This is a genomic window from Streptomyces sp. NPDC090025, assembly GCF_044748125.1.
GTDB lineage: Bacteria > Actinomycetota > Actinomycetes > Streptomycetales > Streptomycetaceae > Streptomyces.
The window spans coordinates 51,097-72,168 of record NZ_JBIVFL010000008.1; the positions used below are offsets into that span (position 1 = coordinate 51,097).

General features: G+C 73.6%; 15 protein-coding genes. 2 read left to right on the forward strand and 13 right to left on the reverse strand.

The window, feature by feature from the left end; genetic code table 11:
- Positions 1-32: 32 nt before the first annotated feature.
- Positions 33-1,322, forward strand: a complete 1,290-nt coding sequence (gene paaK / locus ACIPXM_RS19870; protein WP_401657051.1) for a phenylacetate--CoA ligase PaaK — start codon at positions 33-35, stop codon at positions 1,320-1,322.
- Here the strand turns inward: paaK and ACIPXM_RS19875 are convergent.
- From ACIPXM_RS19875 to ACIPXM_RS19890, 4 genes are all read right to left on the reverse strand, one after another.
- The gene (locus ACIPXM_RS19875) at positions 1,288-2,919 is read right to left on the reverse strand and encodes a fatty acyl-CoA synthetase (RefSeq protein ID WP_401657053.1); all 1,632 of its coding nucleotides are present in this window, start codon (positions 2,917-2,919) and stop codon (positions 1,288-1,290) included. The genes paaK and ACIPXM_RS19875 overlap by 35 nt on opposite strands.
- 98 nt (positions 2,920-3,017) lie before the next feature.
- A complete protein-coding gene (locus ACIPXM_RS19880) occupies positions 3,018-4,124 on the reverse strand; it encodes a calcium:proton antiporter (RefSeq protein ID WP_401657055.1) in 1,107 nt (368 codons plus the stop codon).
- 132 nt (positions 4,125-4,256) lie between these two features.
- Positions 4,257-5,807: an acyl-CoA synthetase gene (locus ACIPXM_RS19885; RefSeq protein WP_401657057.1), complete on the reverse strand. Its 1,551-nt coding sequence runs from the start codon at positions 5,805-5,807 to the stop codon at positions 4,257-4,259.
- Positions 5,800-6,912, reverse strand: coding sequence for an NAD(P)H-dependent flavin oxidoreductase (locus tag ACIPXM_RS19890; RefSeq protein WP_401657059.1), 1,113 nt, complete (start codon positions 6,910-6,912; stop codon positions 5,800-5,802). Before ACIPXM_RS19890 ends, ACIPXM_RS19885 begins: the two co-directional genes overlap by 8 nt.
- Before the next feature lie 169 nt (positions 6,913-7,081).
- Here ACIPXM_RS19890 and ACIPXM_RS19895 point away from each other — a divergent pair, with 169 nt between their 5' ends.
- Entirely contained in the window at positions 7,082-8,902 is a 1,821-nt protein-coding gene (locus ACIPXM_RS19895) for a serine hydrolase (protein ID WP_401657061.1), read from the forward strand.
- 36 nt (positions 8,903-8,938) lie between these two features.
- Here ACIPXM_RS19895 and ACIPXM_RS19900 read toward each other — a convergent pair whose 3' ends face one another.
- The 9 genes from ACIPXM_RS19900 to ACIPXM_RS19940 form a co-directional block, all read right to left on the reverse strand.
- Complete coding sequence (locus ACIPXM_RS19900) at positions 8,939-9,865, reverse strand: LysR family transcriptional regulator (RefSeq protein ID WP_401657063.1); 927 nt, start codon at positions 9,863-9,865, stop codon at positions 8,939-8,941.
- 4 nt (positions 9,866-9,869) lie between these two features.
- Positions 9,870-11,069 (reverse strand): glycine C-acetyltransferase, encoded by a 1,200-nt coding sequence (locus tag ACIPXM_RS19905; RefSeq protein ID WP_401657065.1) that lies wholly within the window; start codon positions 11,067-11,069, stop codon positions 9,870-9,872.
- A 65-nt stretch (positions 11,070-11,134) separates the two neighbouring features.
- Complete coding sequence (tdh, locus tag ACIPXM_RS19910) at positions 11,135-12,166, reverse strand: L-threonine 3-dehydrogenase (protein WP_401657416.1); 1,032 nt, start codon at positions 12,164-12,166, stop codon at positions 11,135-11,137.
- A gap of 168 nt (positions 12,167-12,334) precedes the next feature.
- Positions 12,335-14,008, reverse strand: a complete 1,674-nt coding sequence (locus ACIPXM_RS19915; RefSeq protein ID WP_401657067.1) for a phytoene desaturase family protein — start codon at positions 14,006-14,008, stop codon at positions 12,335-12,337.
- A 115-nt stretch (positions 14,009-14,123) separates the two neighbouring features.
- Positions 14,124-16,436 carry a tetratricopeptide repeat protein gene (locus ACIPXM_RS19920; RefSeq protein ID WP_401657069.1) on the reverse strand — a complete coding sequence of 771 codons (2,313 nt, stop codon included), beginning with the start codon at positions 16,434-16,436 and terminating at the stop codon, positions 14,124-14,126.
- Positions 16,412-17,338, reverse strand: coding sequence for an oxygenase MpaB family protein (locus tag ACIPXM_RS19925; RefSeq protein WP_401657071.1), 927 nt, complete (start codon positions 17,336-17,338; stop codon positions 16,412-16,414). The genes ACIPXM_RS19920 and ACIPXM_RS19925 overlap by 25 nt, the downstream gene beginning before the upstream one ends.
- 68 nt (positions 17,339-17,406) lie before the next feature.
- Positions 17,407-17,880 (reverse strand): hypothetical protein, encoded by a 474-nt coding sequence (locus tag ACIPXM_RS19930; RefSeq protein WP_401657073.1) that lies wholly within the window; start codon positions 17,878-17,880, stop codon positions 17,407-17,409.
- 221 nt (positions 17,881-18,101) lie between these two features.
- On the reverse strand, positions 18,102-19,397 hold the full coding sequence (locus ACIPXM_RS19935; RefSeq protein WP_401657075.1) for a hypothetical protein: 1,296 nt from the start codon (positions 19,395-19,397) through the stop codon (positions 18,102-18,104).
- Positions 19,398-19,558: 161 nt separating this feature from the next.
- Complete coding sequence (locus ACIPXM_RS19940) at positions 19,559-20,749, reverse strand: cytochrome P450 (RefSeq protein ID WP_401657077.1); 1,191 nt, start codon at positions 20,747-20,749, stop codon at positions 19,559-19,561.
- Positions 20,750-21,072 lie beyond the last annotated feature (323 nt).

Sequence of the window (21,072 nt, forward strand, 5' to 3'; positions counted from 1 at the left end):
CACCGGACGGCGCGAGGCGAGGGAGCGGGCGGATGACGGAACTGCTGGACGCGGGCGAGCGGCTCGGGCGCGAGGAGCTGGCGGCCCTCCAGCTGGAGCGGCTGCGGGCGACGCTGCGGCACGCCTACGACCGGGTGCCGTTCTACCGCGAGGCGTTCGACAAGGCCGGGGTCCGGCCGGAGGACTGCCGCTCGCTCGCCGATCTGGCCCGTTTCCCGTTCACCGCCAAGAGCGATCTGCGCGACCACTACCCGTTCGGGATGTTCGCCGTCGAGCAGTCCGAGATCCGCCGGATCCACGCCTCCAGCGGCACCACCGGGCGGCCCACCGTGGTCGGCTACACCCAGCGGGACCTGGACACCTGGGCGGACGTGGTGGCCCGCTCGATCCGCGCGGCGGGCGGGCGGCCCGGCCACAAGGTCCATGTGGCGTACGGCTACGGCCTGTTCACCGGCGGCCTCGGCGCGCACTACGGCGCCGAGCGGCTCGGCTGTACGGTGATCCCGGCGTCCGGCGGCATGACCGCCCGCCAGGTGCAGCTGATCCAGGACTTCCGGCCCGAGATCATCATGGTGACGCCCTCGTACATGCTCACGCTGCTCGACGAGTTCGAGCGGCAGGGCGTCGACCCGCGCGCCACCAGCCTGAAGGTGGGGATCTTCGGCGCCGAGCCGTGGACCGAGGAGATGCGCCGGGAGATCGAGGAGAGGTTCGCGCTCGACGCCGTCGACATCTACGGGCTCTCCGAGGTGATGGGCCCCGGCGTGGCACAGGAGTGTGTGGAGACCAAGGACGGGCTGCACATCTGGGAGGACCACTTCTATCCGGAGATCGTCGACCCGGTCACCGGCGAGGTGCTGCCCGACGGCGCGGAGGGCGAGCTGGTGTTCACCTCCCTCACCAAGGAGGCCATGCCGGTGATCCGCTACCGCACCCGCGACCTGACCCGGCTGCTGCCGGGCACCGCGCGGGTGTTCCGGCGGATGGCGAAGGTGACCGGCCGCAGCGACGACATGGTGATCCTGCGCGGGGTGAACCTGTTCCCGACCCAGGTCGAGGAGATCGTGCTGCGCACCCCGGGCGTGGCCCCGCACTTCCAGCTCCGGCTGACGAAGGAGGGCCGGCTGGACGCGCTCACGGTGCGGGCCGAGGCCCGCCCGGAGGCGACGCCCGAGCAGCGCGCGGCGGCGGCCCGGGCGATCGCGGCGGGGGTCAAGGACGGCATCGGGGTGTCGGTGGCGGTGGAGGTGGTGGATCCGGAGACCCTGGAGCGCTCGGTCGGCAAGATCAAGCGGATCGTGGACCTGCGGGAGGCCCGCTGACGTCCGTGCGGGCGTCGGCACCGGCACCGGCACCGGCGTCGCTCGCGGCGGCGGCGAACCGGTCGCGCAGCTCCCGCTTGAGGATCTTCCCGGAGGCGTTGCGGGGCAGCGCGTCGACCAGCACGATCCGCTTGGGGGCCTTGAAGTGGGCCAGCTTCTGCCGTGCGTGTGCGAGGAGTTCGGTCTCGGTGACCTCGGCCCTGGTCACCACGAAGGCGGTGACGGCCTCGATCCAGCGCGGGTCGGGCAGACCGACGACGGCGGTCTCGGCGACGGCCGGATGGGTGTAGAGGACGTCCTCGACCTGCCGGGAAGCGACCAGCACTCCCCCGGAGTTGATGACGTCCTTCACCCGGTCGACGACCGTGAAGTAGCCCTCGGCGTCCCGGACCGCGAGGTCGCCGGAGCGGAACCAGCCGTCGCGGAAGGCGTGTGCGGTCTCCTCCGGCTTCTCCCAGTAGCCGGTGCACAACTGCGGTGACCGGTAGACGACTTCGCCCGGGGTGCCGTCCGGCACGTCCTTGCCGTGCTCGTCGGTGATCCGGGCCTCGACGTGCCGGACGGGCCGGCCGCAGGAGTCGAGCCGGCCGTCGTGCTCGTCGGGGCCGAGCACGGTGGCGAGCGGGCCGATCTCGGACTGCCCGAAGCAGTTGTAGAAGCCGAGTCCCGGCAGCCGGGCGCGCAGTCCTTCGAGGACCGGGACCGGCATGATCGAGGCGCCGTAGTACGCCTTGCGCAGTGCGGTCAGGTCACGGGTGGCGAACTCGGGGTGCTGGGCGAGCCCGATCCACACGGTGGGCGGCGCGAACAGGCTGTCGCAGCGGCCGGATCCGATCAGGTCGAAGAGGACCGCCGGGTCGGGTCCGTCGACGATGGTGTTCTCGGCGCCGACCGCGAGGTAGGGCAGCAGGAACACATGGGTCTGCGCGGAGTGGTAGAGCGGCAGCGAGTGCACCGGCCGGTCGTCCTCGCCGAGGTCGAGCGCGTCGATGGCGCTCGCGTACTCGTGGACCAGGGCCCGGTGGGTCATCATCGCGCCCTTGGGCAGGGCGGTGGTGCCGGAGGTGTAGAGCAGCTGGACGAGGGCGCCGGGGTCACGGCCGGGACGGTCGGGGTCGTACGGGCCGGGCCCGGGCGCGGTGGCCGCGGTCGCCGCGTCGGCGGCGGTGAGCCGGGCGAGGAACGAGTCCTCGGTGTCGCGGAGCGCGCGTACCGGGATGTCGTCCGGCACCCGGTCGGCGAGCGCCGGGTCGGCGAGCACGAGCGCGCTGCCGGACTGGCGGAGCAGATAGTCCAGGTCGTCGCCGGTCAGATGGTGGTTGACCGGCACGTGCACCAGGTCCGCGCGGGCGCAGGCCAGGAAGGCGATCAGATAGGCGTCGGAGTTGTGGGCGTACGTCGCCACCCGGTCGCCCGCGGCGAGACCGGCGCCCCGCTCCGGGTCGCGCAGCAGGGCGGTGGCCGCCGTGACGGCGGCGTCCAGTGCGGCGTACGTCCAGGCGCGGTCGCCGTAGCGGACGGCGGTGCGCCCGGGGACGCGCTCGGCGCTCGCGCGGAGCACGCCGTCGACGGTGCGGGTGAGCAGGGCTCGTTCCATGACCGCAGATCCTCGGGCGCCCCGGACGCCGGGTCAAGTAGCACGGCGCCCGGGGCGGCCGTCGCCCCGGGCGCCGTCGAGGCGCGGCCCCCGTCCGGTCAGGGGCTGAACGACAGGAACACGAAGGCGGCGAAGATCGAGAGGTGGACGCCGCCCTGGAGGAGCGTGGCGCGGCCCGGCACCACGGTCAGGGCGCTCACCGCGCCGGTGAGCACGAGCAGCACCATGTGCAGCGGGCCGAGGCCGAGCACCAGCGGTCCTTCGAGCCAGATGGAGGCCAGCGCGATGGCCGGGATGGTGAGGCCGATGGAGGCGATGGCGGAGCCGTACGCGAGGTTCATGCTGGTCTGCATCCGGTCCCGGCGGGCCGCGCGGACGGCGGCCAGGGTCTCGGGGAGCAGCACCATCAGGGCGATGACCACACCGACGACGGCCTTGGGCAGCCCGGCGGACTCGACGCCGTCCTCGATGGTGGGCGAGACCAGCTTGGCGAGGCCGACGACGGCGACGAGCGCGACGACGAGCAGACCGAGGCTGAACCAGGTCTCGCGGGAGGTCGGCGGGTCGGCGTGCTCGTCCTCGGACTCCTTGCCGTCGGGGCGCGGGCGCGGCACCGGCAGGAAGTAGTCGCGGTGCCGGACGGTCTGGACGGCGACGAACACGCCGTACAGACAGAGCGAGGCGACGGCGGCGAAGGCGAGCTGCGCGGTGGAGAACTCGGGTCCGGGGTGACTGGTGGTGAACGTCGGCAGGACCAGGGTCATGGTCGCGAGGGTGCAGACGGTGGCGAGGGCGCCGCCGGAGCCCTCGGCGTTGAAGACGGCGACCCGGTTGCGCAGCGCGCCGACCAGCAGGGACAGGCCGACGATGCCGTTGCAGGTGATCATGACGGCGGCGAAGACGGTGTCCCGCGCGTAGGTGGCGGTCTTCTCACCGCCGCCCGCCATCAGGGTGACGATCAGGCCGACCTCGATGACGGTGACGGCGACGGCGAGGACGAGCGAGCCGTAGGGTTCGCCGACCCGGTGCGCGACGACCTCGGCGTGGTGGACCGCGGCGAGGACGGCGGCGAAGAGCAGCACCGTGATGAGCGCGACGGCGAAGCCCGGTAGGTCCCGCCCCCAGCCCGCGGCGAGACCTACGGCGGCGACCACCGGGCCCCAGGTGGTCCATTGTCGTGTCAGGGCTGCGGAACTCGAACTCATGCCCTGAATCCTGCCACAAAGGGGAGGAATGCCTTCCGCTCGCCGCGAGGCACAGAAATGATAGGGCGTCAGTTCGAGTCGGGGTCAGGCGGGTTGCCGCCGCGTCGGGTCGGGCGTCCGTGGCCCGCCGGGTCAGAGCTGCCGGTCGCGGCCCTCCCAGTACGGGTCGCGCAGCCGCCGCTTGTAGAGCTTGCCGTTGGGGTCGCGGGGCATGTGGTCGATGAAGTCGACGGACTTGGGGCGCTTGTACCCGGCGAGACGGCGCTCGCAGTGGGCGAGGATCGCGGCGGCGAGTTCGGGCCCCGGCTCGTACCCCTCGGCGGCCTCGACGACGGCCTTGACCTCCTCGCCCCAGTCGGCGTGCGGGATGCCGAAGGCGGCGGCGTCGGCGACGGCCGGATGGGCGAGGAGTTCGGACTCGATCTCGGCGGGGTAGATGTTGACGCCGCCGGAGATGATCATGTCGATCTTGCGGTCGCGGAGGAAGAGATAGCCGTCCTCGTCGAGCACCCCGAGGTCGCCGACCGTGAAGAAGTCGCCGATCCGGCTGGAGTCGGTCTTGGCGTCGTCCTTGTGGTAGCGGAAGCCGCCGGTGTTCATCTTCAGGTAGACGGTGCCGAGTTCGCCGGGGCCGAGCCGCTCGCCGTCGTCGTCGAAGACGGCGAGTTCGCTGATCGGCCAGGCGCGGCCGACGGTGCCGGGCTTCTTCAGCCAGTCCTCGGCGGTGGCGAAGGCGCCGCCGCCCTCGCTGGCCGCGTAGTACTCCTCGACGCAGGTCCCCCACCACTCGATCATGGCCCGCTTGACATGGTCGGGGCAGGGCGCGGCGCCGTGGATGGCGTGCCGCATCGCGGACACGTCGTAGCGGTCCTTGGTCTCCTGCGGGAGCGCGAGCAGCCGGTGGAACTGGGTGGGCACCATATGGGTGTGGGTGCAGCGGTGGGCGTCGATGAGCCGCAGCATCTCCTCGGGCGTCCACTTGTCCATCAGGACGACGGGGTGGCCGATGTGCAGGGCGGCGCCCGCGAACTGGAGCACGGCGGTGTGGTAGAGCGGCGAGCAGACCAGATGGACGTTGCCGTCGAACGGCCTGATGCCGAAGATGCCGAGGAAGCCGCCGAGGTAGGTCTCCTCCGGGGCCTTGCCGGGCAGCGGGCGGCGGATGCCGCGCGGGCGGCCGGTGGTGCCGGAGGTGTAGTTCATCACCCAGCCGAGGGTGCGGTCGTCGGGCGGGGTGCCGGGCTGCCCTTCGAGGAGCGCGGTGTACGGGCGGAAGCCGGGGATCGCGCCCACGGCGTGCCGGTGGCTCGCGGGCAGCCCTGCCTCGTCCGCGGCGGCCGACGCGGCCTCGGCGAACCGTTCGTGGGCGATGAGCACCTTGGCGCCGGAGTCGGCGACGATCCAGGCGATCTCGGGGCCGACCAGGTGGTGGTTGACCGGGACGAGGTAGAACCCGGCTTGGGCGGCGGCGAGATAGGCGGTGAAGAACTCGATGCCGTTGGGCAGGACGACGGCGAAGGAGTCGCCGCGCTGGAGTCCGGCCGCGCGCAGTCCGTGGACCAGCTGGTTGACGGCGGCGTGCAGGCGTCCGGCGGACCACTGCTCACCGTCCGGAGCGGTGATCACGATCCGGTCGGGTTCGGCGGCGGCCTGGGCCCAGAAGCCGTTGGGGCTGTCACTCATGGGAGCTCCTTCCGGCGATGCGGTTGATGCGGTCGACGGCCTGCTCGAAGCCGCGGGTGAGCTCGTCGAAGACCTGCTGGACGCTGCGCTCGGAGTTCATCCGGCCGACGATCTGGCCGACCGGGGTGCCGAGCAGCGGGGCGACCTCGTACTTCTGGATCCGGGAGACCGCCTCGGCGACGAGCAGACCTTGCAGCGGCATCGGCAGCGGGCCGGGGCCCGCCGGGTCGTCCCAGGCGTCGGTCCACTCGGTGCGCAGCTGGCGGGCGGGCTTGCCGGTCAGGGCGCGGGAGCGGACGGTGTCGCCGGAACCGGCGGCGAGCAGCTTGGCGGTCAGCGCCCGGGAGTGCAGCTCGGCCTCGGTGGTGGTGAGCCAGAGCGAGCCGAGCCAGACGCCCTGGGCGCCGAGGGCGAGCCCGGCGGCGATCTGCTCGCCGCTGCCGATGCCGCCCGCGGCGAGCACGGGCAGCGGGGCGACCGCCTCGACGACCTCGGGGGTGAGCACCATGGAGGCGATCTCGCCGGTGTGGCCGCCGGCCTCGTAGCCCTGGGCGACGACGACGTCGATGCCCGCGTCGGCGTGGTGCCGGGCGTGCCGGGCGCTGCCCGCGAGGGCGGCGACGAGGACGCCGTGGTCGTGGGCGCGGGCGACGACGTCGGCGGGCGGTGAGCCGAGGGCGTTGGCGAGGAGTTTGATCGGGTAGTCGAAGGCGACGTCGAGCTGGCCGCGGGCGACCTGCTCCATCCAGCCGGTGATGCGCCAGCCGGACGCCTCGCCCTCGGCGAGTTCGGGGACGCCGTGCTTGGCGAGGGTGGCCCGGACGAACTCGCGGTGCTCGGCCGGGATCATGGCCTCGACGTCGGCCTCGGAGACCCCGTCGACCTTCTTCGCGGGCATCACCACGTCGAGGCCGTAGGGCAGCCCGTCGGTGTGCTCCTGCATCCAGTCGAGGTCGCGGGCGAGGTCGTCGGGGGCGGTGTAGCGCACGGCGCCGAGGACGCCGAACCCGCCGGCTCTGGTGATGGCGGCGGCCACCGCGGGGAAGGGCGTGAAGCCGAAGATGGCGTGCTCGATCCCCAGGGTGCGACTCAGCTCCGTCTGCATGGGCGGCAGGATGCCGCAGCCGCCGTACCGAGGGAAGAGATTTTCTGATGCAGTGTCAGATTCTTCGCCGAGTTTCCTTCCGGCCCGGTCTGAGGAAGGGTGGGACGGGACGGACGGTCCGGGCCGCCGCGCGTTCGGCGGCGGGGTCATCGCCCTGGGAGGCGTGCTGATGAGCGGTACGGTGCCGGGCGCGGCGGCGTCGGCCGGGCGGGGTGCGACCGGTGCGTCGGGTGACGGGCGGGCGGCGGTGCCGGGCGCGGCGGGGTCCGGGGGTGGCGCCTCCGGCGGACCGCGGTTCGGTCCCGCGCGGCGGACCACGCTGCGGCGCGGCTCGGCCGAGCGGGCCGGACTGCTTCCCGCGCACCTGGACCGCCTTGTCGCCGAGGCGGAGTCGTTCCTGCGCCCCGCCCCCGCCCACCCCTGGTACGCGGGGGCGGTGCTGCTCGCCGGGCGCGGCGGGACGGTGGCGCTGCACCGGCCGATCGGCATGGCGGTGCGCTACTCCGCGTACGACGAGAAGACCGGCACCGGGGTCGAGCTGCCCGCCGACCGGCAGGTCCCAATGCGCGAGGACACCGTCTTCGATCTGGCGTCGGTGTCGAAGCTGTTCACGTCGATCCTCGCGGTGCAGCAGATCGAGCGCGGGCGGCTGGTCCTGGAGCGGCCGGTGGTCGACTACCTGCCGGAGTTCGGGCAAGGCGGCGGTGCTGATGGTGGTGCCGGTGCCGGTTACAAGCGGGAGATCACGGTCCGTCAGCTGCTCACCCACACCTCGGGGCTGCGGTCCTGGATCCCGCTGTACGAGGAGCCGACCCGGGAGGGCAGGCTGCGGCGGCTGTGGGACGAGGTGCCCACGCACCGGCCGGGCACGGTCTACCGGTACTCCGACCTGAACCTGATCACGCTGCAACTGATCCTGGAGGAGATCACCGGTCACGGACTCGATGCGCTGCTCCGGAACGAGATCACCGCTCCGCTCGGGATGCACCGCACACGTTTCAATCCCCCGCTCTCGTGGCGTCCCGGCATCGCCGCGACCGAGGACGCCCGGCCGCCGTGGTCGGGACTCGACCGCGGCATGGTGCGGGGCGAGGTGCACGACGAGAACGCGTACGGGATGGGCGGGGTCGCCGGGCACGCCGGGGTGTTCGCCGACGCCTGGGACCTGGCGGTGCTCGCCCGCACCCTGCTGAACGGCGGGGCGTACGGCGAGGCCCGGATCCTCTCCCCCGCGTCGGTGGAGCTGATGTTCACCGACTTCAACACCGCGTTCCCCGGCGACGCGCACGGGCTCGGCTTCGAGCTGGACCAGCGCTGGTACATGGGCGCGATGGCGACCCCGCACAGCGCGGGCCACACCGGCTTCACCGGCACCAGCCTGGTGCTCGACCCCAGCACCGACTCCTTCCTGATCGTGCTCGGCAACTCCGTCCATCCGGTGCGGACCTGGCGCTCCGGCTCGGCGCCCCGGGAGGCGACGGCCGACGCGCTCGCCCGGGCGGTGCCGGTGCGCCCGCCCCGGGGCCGTACCGCCTGGTTCTCCGGGATGTCCGACGCCACCACCGCCACCCTGGCGCTGCCCGCGCCGACCGGCGCGGCCCGGCTGGGCTGCGCGGTCTGGTGGGACACCGAGGCAGCCGACGCGGCCGTCCTGGAGGCCCGTGCCGAGGCGGCCGGTGACGACGCCTGGACCCCGGTCCCCTTCACCACCACGGCCCGCCCGGCATCACCGCGGAACCACCCGGACGCCACCCTCACCGGCTGGTCCGGCCGCACCTGGCACACCCTCAGCGCCGACCTCACCCGCTGGTCCGCCACCCCGCTCCGGCTCCGCTGGCGGTGCACGACGGACGGCCGCCGTCGGGGCCGTGGCGTCTACGTCACCGAGCTGCGGGTCCTGGACGGGCGGGCGGGTGTGTTGTTCGACGAGTCCAGGCCCGGGGACCGCGCGCGGATCGAGGCGCGAGGGTGGACGGCGTCGGCGGACTGACCCGGCGGGACCGGAGCTCGTCCGTGTCCGCCGGTCTCATCGCCCCGCCGGCTCCGTTCCGCTCGGGGTCGCCGCCTCCCGGAGGGCTTCCAGGACCGGGCGGATCAGAGGGTGGTCGGCGGCGCCCCGGCGGACGGCGGCGAACACGCGGCGGGTGGGGGCGACACCGTCGACGGGGTGGACGACGACGCCGGTGAGGTCGGTTCCCCGCAGAGCCGAGCGGGGCACCAGGGCGACGCCCGCCCCGGCGGCGGCGAGGGCGACGACGGCGCGGAAGTCGTCGGACGCGTGCTCGAAGCGGGGGGCGAAGCCCGCGTACTCGCAGGCCAGGACGGTCACGTCGAGGCAGGGATTGCCGGTGGACTGGCCGATCCAGGGGTCCTTGGCGAGGTCGGCGAGCGCGGTCCGCTCGCGCGCGGCGAGCGCGTGGTCGAGCGGCAGGACGGCGTCGAACGGCTCCGCGTACAGCGGGACCCGGGTGAGGCGGGCGTCGTCCGCGCCCGGCGCGCCCCGGTACTCGACGGCCACCGCCACGTCGACCTGCCGGTCCAGGACCATCAGCAGGCTCTCGTCGCCCTCGGCGTCCTGGACGCGGACCCGGATGCCGGGCGCGCTGCGGGCGAGCGCGCCGATCGCGGGGGCCACCACCAGGCCGATGCCGGTGGCGAAGGCCGCGACCGTGACCGTACCGGCGTCACCGGAGCCGTACGCGGCGAGCTCCGCCTCGGCCCGCTCCAGCTGGGCGAGGACCGCGTTGGCGTGGCTGAGCAGGATCTCCCCGGCCGGGGTGAGGCGGGCGCCCCGCGCGCCGCGCTCGACGAGCCGGTGGCCGGTCTCCTGCTCCAGTGCCGCGAGCTGCTGGGAGACCGCGGAGGGGGTGAGATAGAGCGCGGCGGCAGCCGCCGTGACGGTACGGTGGTCGGCCACCGCCCGGAGGATGTGCAGCCGCCGCGCTTCGATCATGCCCCTAGTTTCGCAGGGCGGCGCGCGCGTCGACGAACGCGTCCACAGCCCGGTTCACATCATCCGACGAATGCGCGGCGGACAGCTGCACCCGGATGCGGGCCTGGCCCTGCGGCACCACCGGGTAGGAGAACCCGATCACGTACACCCCGCGCTCCAGGAGCAGCTCCGCCATGCGGCCCGCCTCGGAGGCGTCACCGATCATCACCGGGGCGATGGCGTGGTCGCCGGCGAGGATGTCGAAGCCCTCCTCGGTCATCCGGCGGCGGAACAGCGCGGTGTTGGCGCGCAGCTGCTCGCGCAGGTCACCGGCGGACTCCAGGAGGTCGAGGACCTTGAGGGAGGCGGCGGCGATCACCGGGGCGAGGGTGTTGGAGAAGAGGTACGGGCGGGACCGCTGGCGCAGCAGCGCGACGATCTCGGCGCGGGCCGCGACATAGCCGCCGGAGGCGCCGCCGAGGGCCTTGCCGAGGGTGCCGGTGATGATGTCGACGCGGTCCATCACGCCGTGCAGCTCGGGGGTGCCGCGGCCGCCGGGGCCGACGAAGCCGACGGCGTGCGAGTCGTCGACCATGACCATGGCGTCGTAGCGCTCGGCCAGGTCGCAGATCTCGTCGAGCGGGGCGACGTAGCCGTCCATCGAGAAGACGCCGTCGGTGACGATCAGCTTGCGCCGGGCGCCGCCCTCGGCGGCCTCCTTGAGCTGCTGATCCAGGTCGGCCATGTCGCGGTTGGCGTAGCGGAAGCGGCGGGCCTTGGAGAGCCGGATGCCGTCGATGATGGAGGCGTGGTTGAGGGCGTCGGAGATGACCGCGTCCTCGGGGCCGAGCAGGGTCTCGAAGACGCCGCCGTTGGCGTCGAAGCAGGAGGAGTAGAGGATCGTGTCCTCCTGGCCGAGGAACCGGGACAGGCGTCCCTCCAGCTCCTTGTGGACCTCCTGGGTGCCGCAGATGAAGCGCACCGAGGCCATGCCGTAGCCCCAGCGGTCGAGGGCCGCGTGGGCGGCGGCGACCACGTCGGGGTGGTCGGCGAGGCCGAGGTAGTTGTTGGCGCAGAAGTTCAGCACCTCGCCGGGACGGCCGCCGGAGGTGACCTCGACGGTCGCGGACTGGGGGGTGCCGATGACCCGCTCGGGCTTGTGCAGCCCGGCCTGGCGGATCTCTTCGAGGGTGGCGCGGATGTCGTCGCGTACGGAGTCGAACATGGTGAGGGCTCCTGAGGAGTGCGTACGTACGGTCGGGAGGGGCGGCGGTGCGGTGGCCGACCCGGTCAGACGGTCGTCCAGTCGAGGATGACCTTGCCGCCCTTGCCGGACGCGGCGTCGTCGAAGGCCGCCTCGAAGTCGGTGTACGCGTAGCGTCCGGTGATCACCGGGGACAGGTCGAGGCCGCCCTCCAGGAGCACCGACATCGCGTACCAGGTCTCGAACATCTCGCGGCCGTAGATGCCCTTGATGGTGATCATCGAGGTGACGATCTTCGCCCAGTCGACGGCGAAGTCCTCGCTCGGCAGGCCGAGCATGGCGATCTTTCCGCCGTTGGTCATGTTGGCGATCATGTCGCGCATGGCGTGCGGGTTGCCCGACATCTCCAGACCGACGTCGAAGCCCTCCTTGAGGCCGAGGGTGCGCTGGCCCTCGGCGATGCTGCTCTCCGCGACGTTCAGCGCGAGCGAGACGCCGGTCTTGCGGGCCAGCTCCAGGCGCTCCTCGCTGACGTCGGTGACGACGACGTGGCGGGCGCCGGCGTGCTTGGCGACGGCGGCGGCCATGATGCCGATCGGGCCCGCGCCGGTGACCAGCACGTCCTCGCCGACCAGCGGGAAGGAGAGCGCGGTGTGCACCGCGTTGCCGAACGGGTCGAAGATCGCGGCGACGTCGAGGTCGACCGGCACCCGGTGCACCCAGACGTTGGCGGCGGGCAGCACCACGTACTCGGCGAACGCGCCGTCGCGGCCGACGCCGAGGCCGACGGTGGCGCGGCACAGGTGGCGGCGGCCGGCCAGGCAGTTGCGGCACTTGCCGCAGACCAGGTGGCCCTCGCCGCTGACCAGGTCGCCGACGGCGATGTCGGCGACGTCGCGGCCGGTCTCGACGACCTCGCCGACGAACTCGTGGCCGAGGGTCAGCGGGGTGGCGATGGTCTTCTGCGCCCAGCCGTCCCACGAGCGGATGTGCAGGTCGGTGCCGCAGATCCCGGTCCGCTTGACCTTGATCAGTACGTCACCGGGGCCCGCCTGCGGCTCGGGCACGTCCGTGAGCCAGAGTCCCGGCTCCGCCTTCTGCTTGACCAGCGCCTTCAATGTCACGGCTCCCGACGTACGCGTCCTGTGATGTCCCGGGTCCTGGCACGGTGAAACGCCCAAGATCCCTGAATGAAATCTCCCGCACGTCGGGCCCGCGGTCCATCGAGGATTTCTTAACCGCCCTCATAGATCAGCTTCACGCCGCTGGCCGGGGCGGCTTCGGCGTCAACCCGCCGTTCCGTCGAGCACCGACATGGCCGCGTTGTGGCCGGGTACCCCGCTCACCCCGCCGCCGCGCACGGCGCCCGCACCGCAGAGCAGGACGTTGGGCCGTCCGGTGGACACGCCCCAGCGGTCCGGACGGTCGGCGCGGTCCGCGCGGTCGGGGGTGTCCTCGCCGAACGGGAAGGAGAGGTCCCGGTGGAAGATGTGGCCGCCGGGCAGCCGCAGTTCGCGTTCCAGGTCGAGCGGGGACTTCGCCTCGACGCAGGGCCGGCCGTCGGCGTCGCGGGCCAGACAGTCGGTGATCGGCTCGTCGAGCACGGCGTCGAGCTGGTCGAGGGTGGCCCGCAGCAGGGCGTCCCGGCTGCCTTCAGGGTCGGCGGTGAACAGCCGCGCGGGCGCGTGGAGACCGAAAAGGGTGAGCGTCTGGTAGCCGCGGGCGGCGGCCTCGGGGCCGAGGATGCTCGGGTCGGTGAGGGTGTGGCAGTAGATCTCGGCGGGCGGGGCGGTGGGCAGCCGTCCGGCGGCCGCCTCGGCGTAGGCGGTGGCGAGCTGCCCGTACCCCTCGGCGATGTGGAAGGTGCCGGAGAACGCCTCGCGCGGGTCGACGGAGCGGTCGCGGAGCCGGGGCAGCCGGGTGAGCACCATGTTCACCTTGAGCTGGGAGCCCTCGACGACCGCCTCCCGCGGCGTGGCGGGGGTTTCGCCGAGGAGGCCGGCGAGCGCCTGCGGGGAGGCGTTGACGAGGACGTGCCGGGCGCCGACCACGCCCTCACCGTCCGTCGTGCGCCAGGTGACCTCGGGGCGGGTGCCGTCGGTCTCGATCCGGGTGACCTCGTGGCCGGTCAGCAGGGTCGCCCCGGCGGCCCTGGCCGCCTCGGCGAGTGCGGTGGTGAGCGCGCCCATGCCGCCGACGGGCACGTCCCAGTCGCCGGTGCCGCCGCCGATCACGTGGTAGAGGAAGCAGCGGTTCTGCGCCAGGCCGGGGTCGTGGGCGTCGGCGAAGGTGCCGATCAGGGCGTCGGTGAGGACCACTCCGCGCACCAGGTCGTCGGCGAACCACTTCTCCACGGCGGCCCCGATGGGCTGCTCGACCAGCATCTCCCAGGTCTCGTCGTCGTCCACCAGCGCCCGCAGCCGCGCCCGGGTCGGCAGCGGCCCGGTGAGCGTGGGGAAGATCCGCCGGGCGGCCCGCGCGGTGCGCCCGTAGAACTCCCGCCAGGCGTCGTACTCGCGGTCGGAGCCGGTCAGCGCGGCGAACGAGGCCCGGGTGCGGTCCTGGCCGCCGCCGACCAGGAGTCCTGAGCCGCCGTGCGCGGTGGCGTACGGGGTGTACGAGGAGATGGACCGCTTGCGGACGGCGAAGCGCAGTCCGAGGTCCTTCACGATCGTGTCGGGGAGCAGCGAGACCAGGTAGGAGTAGCGCGAGAGCCGTACGTCGACCCCGGCGAAGGGGCTGGTGGAGACGGCGGCGCCGCCGGTGTGCCCGAGCCGTTCGAGGAGGAGGACCCGGCGGCCCGCGCGGGCGAGGTAGGCGGCGGCGACGAGTCCGTTGTGGCCGCCGCCGACGATGACGGCGTCGTACGAGCCCTGCGGCGCGGCCGGGGAATCCGGGCCGGGTGCGGGGCCAGGACCGGGCGCGGGTACGGGGGCGGCTGCGGGCGTGGGTGCGGTCATGGCTCTTGCTAACACCTGACCGGCACCGCCACCAGAGGGCGTACGGGCCGGGGCGGACGGTGTGGGCAGTGTGCGGCGGGCAGTGTGTGGCGGGCGAGGTGCGGCGGGGCGCGGGTCAGCGCGCGCCGCCCGCCAGCCGCTCCCGGCAGTGGGTCTCGTCGGCGCGGGCCGCGCGGGTGGCGGGGTGGTCGGGTCCGAAGAGCCGGGTGCGGGTCTCGGTCAGCTCCTGGTGCTCGGCGAGCGCCTCGTGCCAACGGCCCAGCCAGCCCAGCGCGATGGCGGCCTCGCGGCGGCTGGCCAGGGTGTCGGGGTGGTCGGCGCCGAGCACCCTGACCCGGGCGGCGCGCACCGCGCGGGCCTCGGTCAGGGCCTCTTCCCAGCGGCCGAGCCGGCCGAGGTTGACGCCGAGTCCGTGCCGGGCGCGCAGGGTCTCGGGGTCGTCCGCCCCCGAGGTCCTGGTCCGGGCGTCGACAAGGGCGCGGTAGAGGGTGCCCGCCTCCTCGGCGCGGCCGAGCCGGCCGAGGCAGATGCCGGTCTCGTAGCGGGCGGCGAGGGTGTCCGGATGGTCGGCGCCGAGGACGCCCGCGCGGGCGTCGGCGACCTGCCGGTACTGGGTGAGCGCGTCGGACCAGCGGCCGAGCCGGCCGAGCGCCTGGCCGACCTCGTGGCGGGTGGTGAGGGTGTCGGGGTGGTCGGGGCCGAGCAGGCGACTGCGGGCGTCGGTGACCTCGCGGGCGGTGGCGTACGCCTCGGCGACCCGGCCGACCCGGCCGAGCGTGAAGGCCAGGTTGTGGCGGCAGCGCAGGGTGTCCGGGTGGTCGGGGCCGATGGTGCGCTCGCGGACGGCGAGCACCTGCTCGTACACCACGCACGCCTCGGCGTGCCGGCCGAGGCCGCCGAGCGCGTACCCGGTCTCCTGGCGGGCGGCGAGGGTGTCGGGGTGGTCGGCGCCGAGGGTGCGGGCCCGGCCCTCGGCCACCAGGCCGTACTGCCGCAGCGCCTCGGCGGGCAGTCCGAGCCGGGTGAGGGCGAAGCCGAGTTCGTAGCCGCTGGCGAGGGTGTCGGGGTGGTCGGTGCCGAGGACGTGGTCCCGGTCCCGTACGACGGTACGGAGCAGGTCGGCGGCCTCCTGCCAGCGGCCGAGGCGGCCGAGGCCGAGCCCGGCCCGGTGCCGTCCGGCGAGGATCGCGACCAGTTCGCGGCGCGGCTCGTCCCCGGTGGGGGCACCGGTCGTGGGTCCGGCGCCGTGGGCCGTCGGGGCGGTGGCTCCGGCGGCCGCGGGTCCGGTCCAGGCGAGGGTCAGCAGGGCGGAGGGCGCGGCGGCCGGGTCGTACGCGGGCGCGTGGCCGGTGGCGTGCGCGGTGGTGTCGGCGGCGTGGCTGCCGTGCGTGCCGTGGTGCGCGTACGGCGCGGACGGGTAGGCGGGTTCGTGCGCCGGATCGTGGCCCGGGGTGCCCTCGAAGGCCACCGGGCGGCCCGCGAGGGTGGAGACGGCGGGCCGGCCGCGGCCGATGCCGCGGGCCCAGCCGGGCAGCGCGGGCGGGGCGGGCGGGAGCAGCGGCCAGGCGCCGCTGGTGCGGCCCGAGGCGAGCCGGTGGCGCAGTTCGGCGGCGTCGGCGGGCCGGGCGTCCGGGGTCTTGGCGAGCAGGTCGAGGACCAGCAGGTCGAGATAGCCGGGGAGTTCGGCGCGCAGGGTGCGCAGCGGGGCGGGCACGGTGTCGCGGTGGCCGATGAGGATGGCCCAGGTGTCCTCCAGGTCGAACGGGGGGACGCCGGTGGCGATCTCGTACAGCACGCAGCCCAGCGAGTAGAGGTCGCTGCGGTGGTCGACCTCGGTGCCGCCGATCTGTTCCGGGCTCATGTAGTGCGGGGTGCCCATGGCGATGCCGGTGCCGGTGAGGCGGGAGGTGAAGCCGATGTCGGCGCCGAGACGCGCTATTCCGAAGTCGCAGATCTTCACGGTGCCTTCGCCGAGCCGCACGATGTTCGCGGGCTTGAGGTCGCGGTGCACCACGCCCTGGCGGTGGGTGTAGGCGAGGGCGTCGGCGACCTGTTCGGCGATGTCGACGACCTCGTCGACGGGCAGCGGGCGCTTGCGGTTGTCGGTGAGCAGCTGGCTGAGGTTGCGGCCTTCGAGGAGTTCCATGACGAGGAAGAGCACGCCGTCGGAGTCGCCGAAGTCGTGGACCACGGTGATGCCGCGGTGCTGGAGCGCGGCGGCGACCCGCGCCTCGCGCCGGAACCGCTCGCGGAGCACGGCGAGATTGGCCGGGTCGCGCTGCTGGCCGAGCGGCCGGAGGCATTTGACCGCGACGCGGCGGCCGAGCGATTCGTCGGTGGCCCGCCACACCTCGCCCATGCCACCGCGGCCGATCACCTCGTGCAGCCGGTACCGGCCCTGGATCAGCCTGGTGTCGGTGTCCGCCATGTCGTGCTGTCGCCCCCGTGTGCCCCGTGGTGGTGCCGCTCCCGCTCCGGCGCGTCCAGTATGGCGGCCCGGACCGACAGACTGAACGGCGCGGGGCGGCTGTCCGGGCCGAGCCGGTCCATCGCGCGCGGGATGTGCCCAGGTGGCACGCGCCAGCGCAGTCTGCCGGGGATCCGCCGGAGCAGTCCGGTGGTGGCGGACAGTCGCCGGGTGACGGTGGCGGCGGGCGGCGCGGGACGCCCGTACAGCCGGTGGGCGTGGTCGGGCAGCGTGTCGTACGCGAGGGTGGCGACGCGCCGCCAGACCAGCTCGCGCGCAGGCCGCAGCACGGGCGGTACGGGGGGCTCGCGGAGGAAGTCGAAGACGGTCAGGGCGTCGGCGCCGCCCGCGAGCCGGGGTCCGATGTCGGTGAAGTAGCGGGCGAGGGCCGCGGTGCTGTCGGGGACCCCGGCGGGGTCGAGGCCGACGAGCCGGGCGGAGACGCGCTGTTCGTCGACGTAGCGGTCGGCCAGGGCGTCGGTCAGCGGGACGCCGGAGCGGCGCAGCACATGGAGGTACGAGTCGACGGCGGCGCAGTGCACCCAGAGCAGCAGCTCCGGGTCGTCGACGCCGAGCAGCCGGTGGATCTTGCGGACCCGGGCGCCGGCCGCCTCGGCGGCGTCGGTGGTCCCGTAGGTGAGGGTGCCGACGAAGCTCGCGGTGCGCATCAGACGGCCCCAGGCGTCCTCCTGGAAACCGCTGTTGATCATGACCCCGCGCACGGCGACGGGGTGCAGCGCCTGCAGGTACAGGGCGCGGACCCCGCCGATCCACATGACCGGGTCGGCGTGCAGCTGCCAGGTGACGGATCCGGGGCCGAAGAGCCCCGGGTCGGCGTCGCGTGTGGTGCGGCCGGTTGCCATGCCTCCAGGCTAGGGCGGCGAGGGGCGGGCGGGAACGGTTGGGCGCGAAGCGGCTCGGTGCGGGGTGGTCAGTGCCAGACGGTCTGGACGGAGTCGAACTGCGCCCAGGTGATCGGGTTGCCGGTGGTGGCGCCGAACAGGGTGACCGAACCGGCCGGGTTGATCTCGAAGCGGCAGGCGTTGACGCCCTGGCTGTTGTTGCGGGTGGCGGTGGCGCGGACGTGGCTGGTGGGCGGGGTGAAGCCGTCGGCGAGGCGGCCTATCCGCAGGTCGCCGGTGAGGTTGCCGCTGATCAGCCCGCGGGCCTGGAGGAAGGTGGTCCCGGCGATGGTGACCAGCCGGACCTCGGGGGCGGCGCCCGGGTTCGGGGTGACGGCGGGCTCCAGGACGAGCGGGGTCCAGGCGCCCGCGTCGACGGTGCCGGGCGCGGCGGCGGCCGGGCTCGCGGCGGCGAGGCCGCCGACGGTGAGGGCGGCGGGCAGGCCGAGGGCGGCGCCGAGGACGCTGCGACGGCGGTGGTGTCCGTGGTGGGTGGTGCTCATGGGCGGGACGCTCCTGGGACGGTGTGACGGGCGGGGCGAGCGAGGCGGAGGGTGACGGCGGGGGCGGCGGGGAGGTCCGGGATCGGATCCAGGATCCGACATCCAGGATCCGACATCCGGGATCCGACATCCGGGATCCGGGATCCGGGATCCGGGATCCGGGATCCGGGATCCGGGATCCGGGATCCGGGATCCCGGAAAGGCCGGGGCAGGGACGGGTTTCAGCGCCAGGCGGCGCTGAAACTGTCGAGTTGTGCCCAGCCGATCGGCGCGGCGGCGCGGGCCCCGTAGAGCCGGACCGCGCGGTCGGTGCCGACCTCGACGCGGGCGACGACCGGCCCGGCGGTCCCGGCCGGGGCGCCGCAGGGCACGGTGGCGCGGGCGGTGACACTGGGCGTGAGGGTGTCGGGCAGGGCCCCGATGACGGTGTCGGCGGTGAAGGTTCCCTTGACCCCGCCGCCGAACTGGAGGGTGGTCTGCCCGGCGAGGCTGATCAGCCGGGCGCGCGGCGGATGCTGATCGGCCGTCACGCCGGGGGCGAGGGCGAGCGGCTGCCAGTCCGTGAGGACCTTGACGCCGTCGGTCTCCGGGGCGCCGGAGAGCGTCAGGACGGTGCAGGTGCGGGGGCCGGGGTCCTCGCAGGCGTAGCCGATGTGGAGGTACGGCACACCGTCCCGGACGGCGACGGCCAGGCCCTCCGGCTCGCGCCAGGTGAGACCGGGGGCGGCGGTGAGCGGCTGACGGTCGAGGCGGGCGCCGGTGGCCCAGGAGAAGGCGGTCAGCCAGGTGTTGCCAGGGACAGGGTTGGCGGCGCCGTACGCGTCGCCCTGGAGGGTGTAGAGGACCCCGGCGTGGGACGCGTACCCCTGGAAGGTCCCGGCGGGCAGGGCGGGGGTGAGGCGCTGGAGCGGTGCGCTCCAGTCGCCCGCGGCGGCCCTGGCCAGCTCGTGGCGCTCCCAGTGGGTGGCGCCGCCGAGCGAGAAGCGGACGATCAGCTCGCCCGCGCCGTGGTCGACGGTGGGCGTGAGGAAGCGGGCGGCCGGGTCGGGGCTCCAGGGCGGGGTGTGGCGGGCGGTGCCGGAGTCGACGATGTCGCCGTCGGCGTAGCGGAAGCCGACGACGGCGCTGCCGTAGCCCTCCCGCTTGCTGTTGGGCAGGGACACGGCCTCGGTCCACAGGTGGAGGGCGCCGTCGCGGTGCTCCACGCCCAGGTTGACGCCGTGTCCGAAGCCCCGCAGGAACATGTGGCCGGTGATCGTCCCGGCCGGGGTGAGCCGGGTGAGGCAGAGGTCGCCGCGCTCCTTGCGGGTGTCGTAGGTGAGGGCGGCTGCCTCGTCGGCCAGTCTGACCCCGCCGTCCATCGCCTGGAGCACGAACAGGTCGCCGGAGACCGGGTCGAAGGCGAGGGACTGCATCACGGTGCTGTGGTGCAGCGGGCGCCGGTGGAGCAGTTTGCCCACCGGGCCCGCGAGGTCCAGCTGTCCGGGCACGGTGTCGGTGACGGTCGGGACGCTCAAGGGCGCGGCTCCTCGGGAGTTCGGGCCGGTCGGCCGTGGTCATGGCTGCGGCTGATGCCGTGGCCATGGCATGTCCGCTGCCGTGCGGATCATGTCAGTGTGCCAAACGCCCTGGTGGGAGCCGCGGGCGCGGTGGGACGGCCCGCGCTCGGGTCCGGGGGTCAGGCGTCCCAGGTGACGGGGAGGCTCTTCACGCCGTAGATGTCGGCGGTCTCGGGGCGCAGTGCCACCTGCTCCGGCGGTACGGCGAGCCGCAGGCCGGGGAAGCGGTCGAGCAGCGCGGGGAGGGCGACCCGCATCTCGATGCGGGCGAGTTGGGCGCCGAGGCAGAGGTGGCTGCCGTGGCCGAAGGCGAGGTGCCCGCCGGACTCGCGGCGCAGGTCGAGGGCGTGGGGGTCGGGAAAGCGCTCGGGGTCGCGATTGGCGGTGTGGTACGAGAGCACGACGGTGGTGCCCGCCTCGATCAGCTGACCGCCCACCTCGACGTCCTCGGTGGCCGTCCGCATGAATGATTTGGCGACGGTCAGATAGCGCAGCAGCTCCTCGACGGCCCGGTCGGTCAGGGCGGGTTCGGCGCGCAGCGCGGCCAGTTGCTCCGGGTGCTGGAGCAGGGCGAAGGTGCCGAGCGAGAGCATGTTGGCGGTGGTGTCGAAACCGGCGGCGAGCAGAATCAGGCTGATGCCCTTCAGCTCCTCGTCGGTGAGGTCGCTCGCGGTGAGTTCGCTGAGGACGTCGTCGGTGGGGGCGGCGCGCTTGGCCGCGACCAGGTGCGCCAGGTACTCCTGGGTGGCGGTGTAGGCGGCGATCAGCTCCTCGTCACCGGTCTCGCCGTTCATGAAGGTGTCGATCTGCTCCTGGAAGGAGTCGCGGTCCTCATAAGGGACGCCGAGGATCTCGCAGATGACGATGGTCGGGATCGGCTTGGCGAACGCGGTGACCAGGTCGGCGGTGGGCCCGGTCCGCTCCATGGCGTCCAGCCGGTCGGCGGTGATCTGCTCGATCCGCTCGGTGAGCAGCCGCATCCGGCGCGCGGTGAACTTGCCGACCAGCGGCTTGCGGTAGCGGCTGTGGTCGGGCTCGTCCATGAGCAGGAACTCACCGGGCGGGGCGGGCGGCAGCTCGAAGTCGACCACGTTCATCAAGTCCTTGCGGGAGCTGAAGCGGGGGTCCGCGAGCACCGAGCGGACCAGCTCGTGGCCGGTGATCAGCCAGCCGGACTTGCCGCCGGGATGGACGTAGCGGCTGATCGGGCCGTGGGCGCGGGCGTCGAGCAGCTCGGCGGGCGGGTCGAAGGGGCAACCGGCCGGACGGGTGGCCGGCAGGGTGGTGACGGTGTGCGGGGTTGTGCTCATGGCCGTTCCTCGTTTCACGTCGCCTTGTTCGTATGACCACGAACGCTACGTTGCGTTCAATGATCGGTCAATCATCGAGAATGCATAACAGCAGGTAAGGCGCGGTATTTCGATGCAATGGGGTGACGAATAAACGCAACGAGCCGTTGCAATGGATGGCACGGAAAGGCAATGTCGGCGACCGGAGAACCCGAGGGCGCCTCCCGGCCGACCCCGATCTCGTCACCTTCCGCCCCACCAGGCACACTGCATCTCGCAGCCCGCCGCCTCACGTTCCCGCCCGCCCCACCCGCCCCACCCACCCACCCAATTCGCCCCCAGGA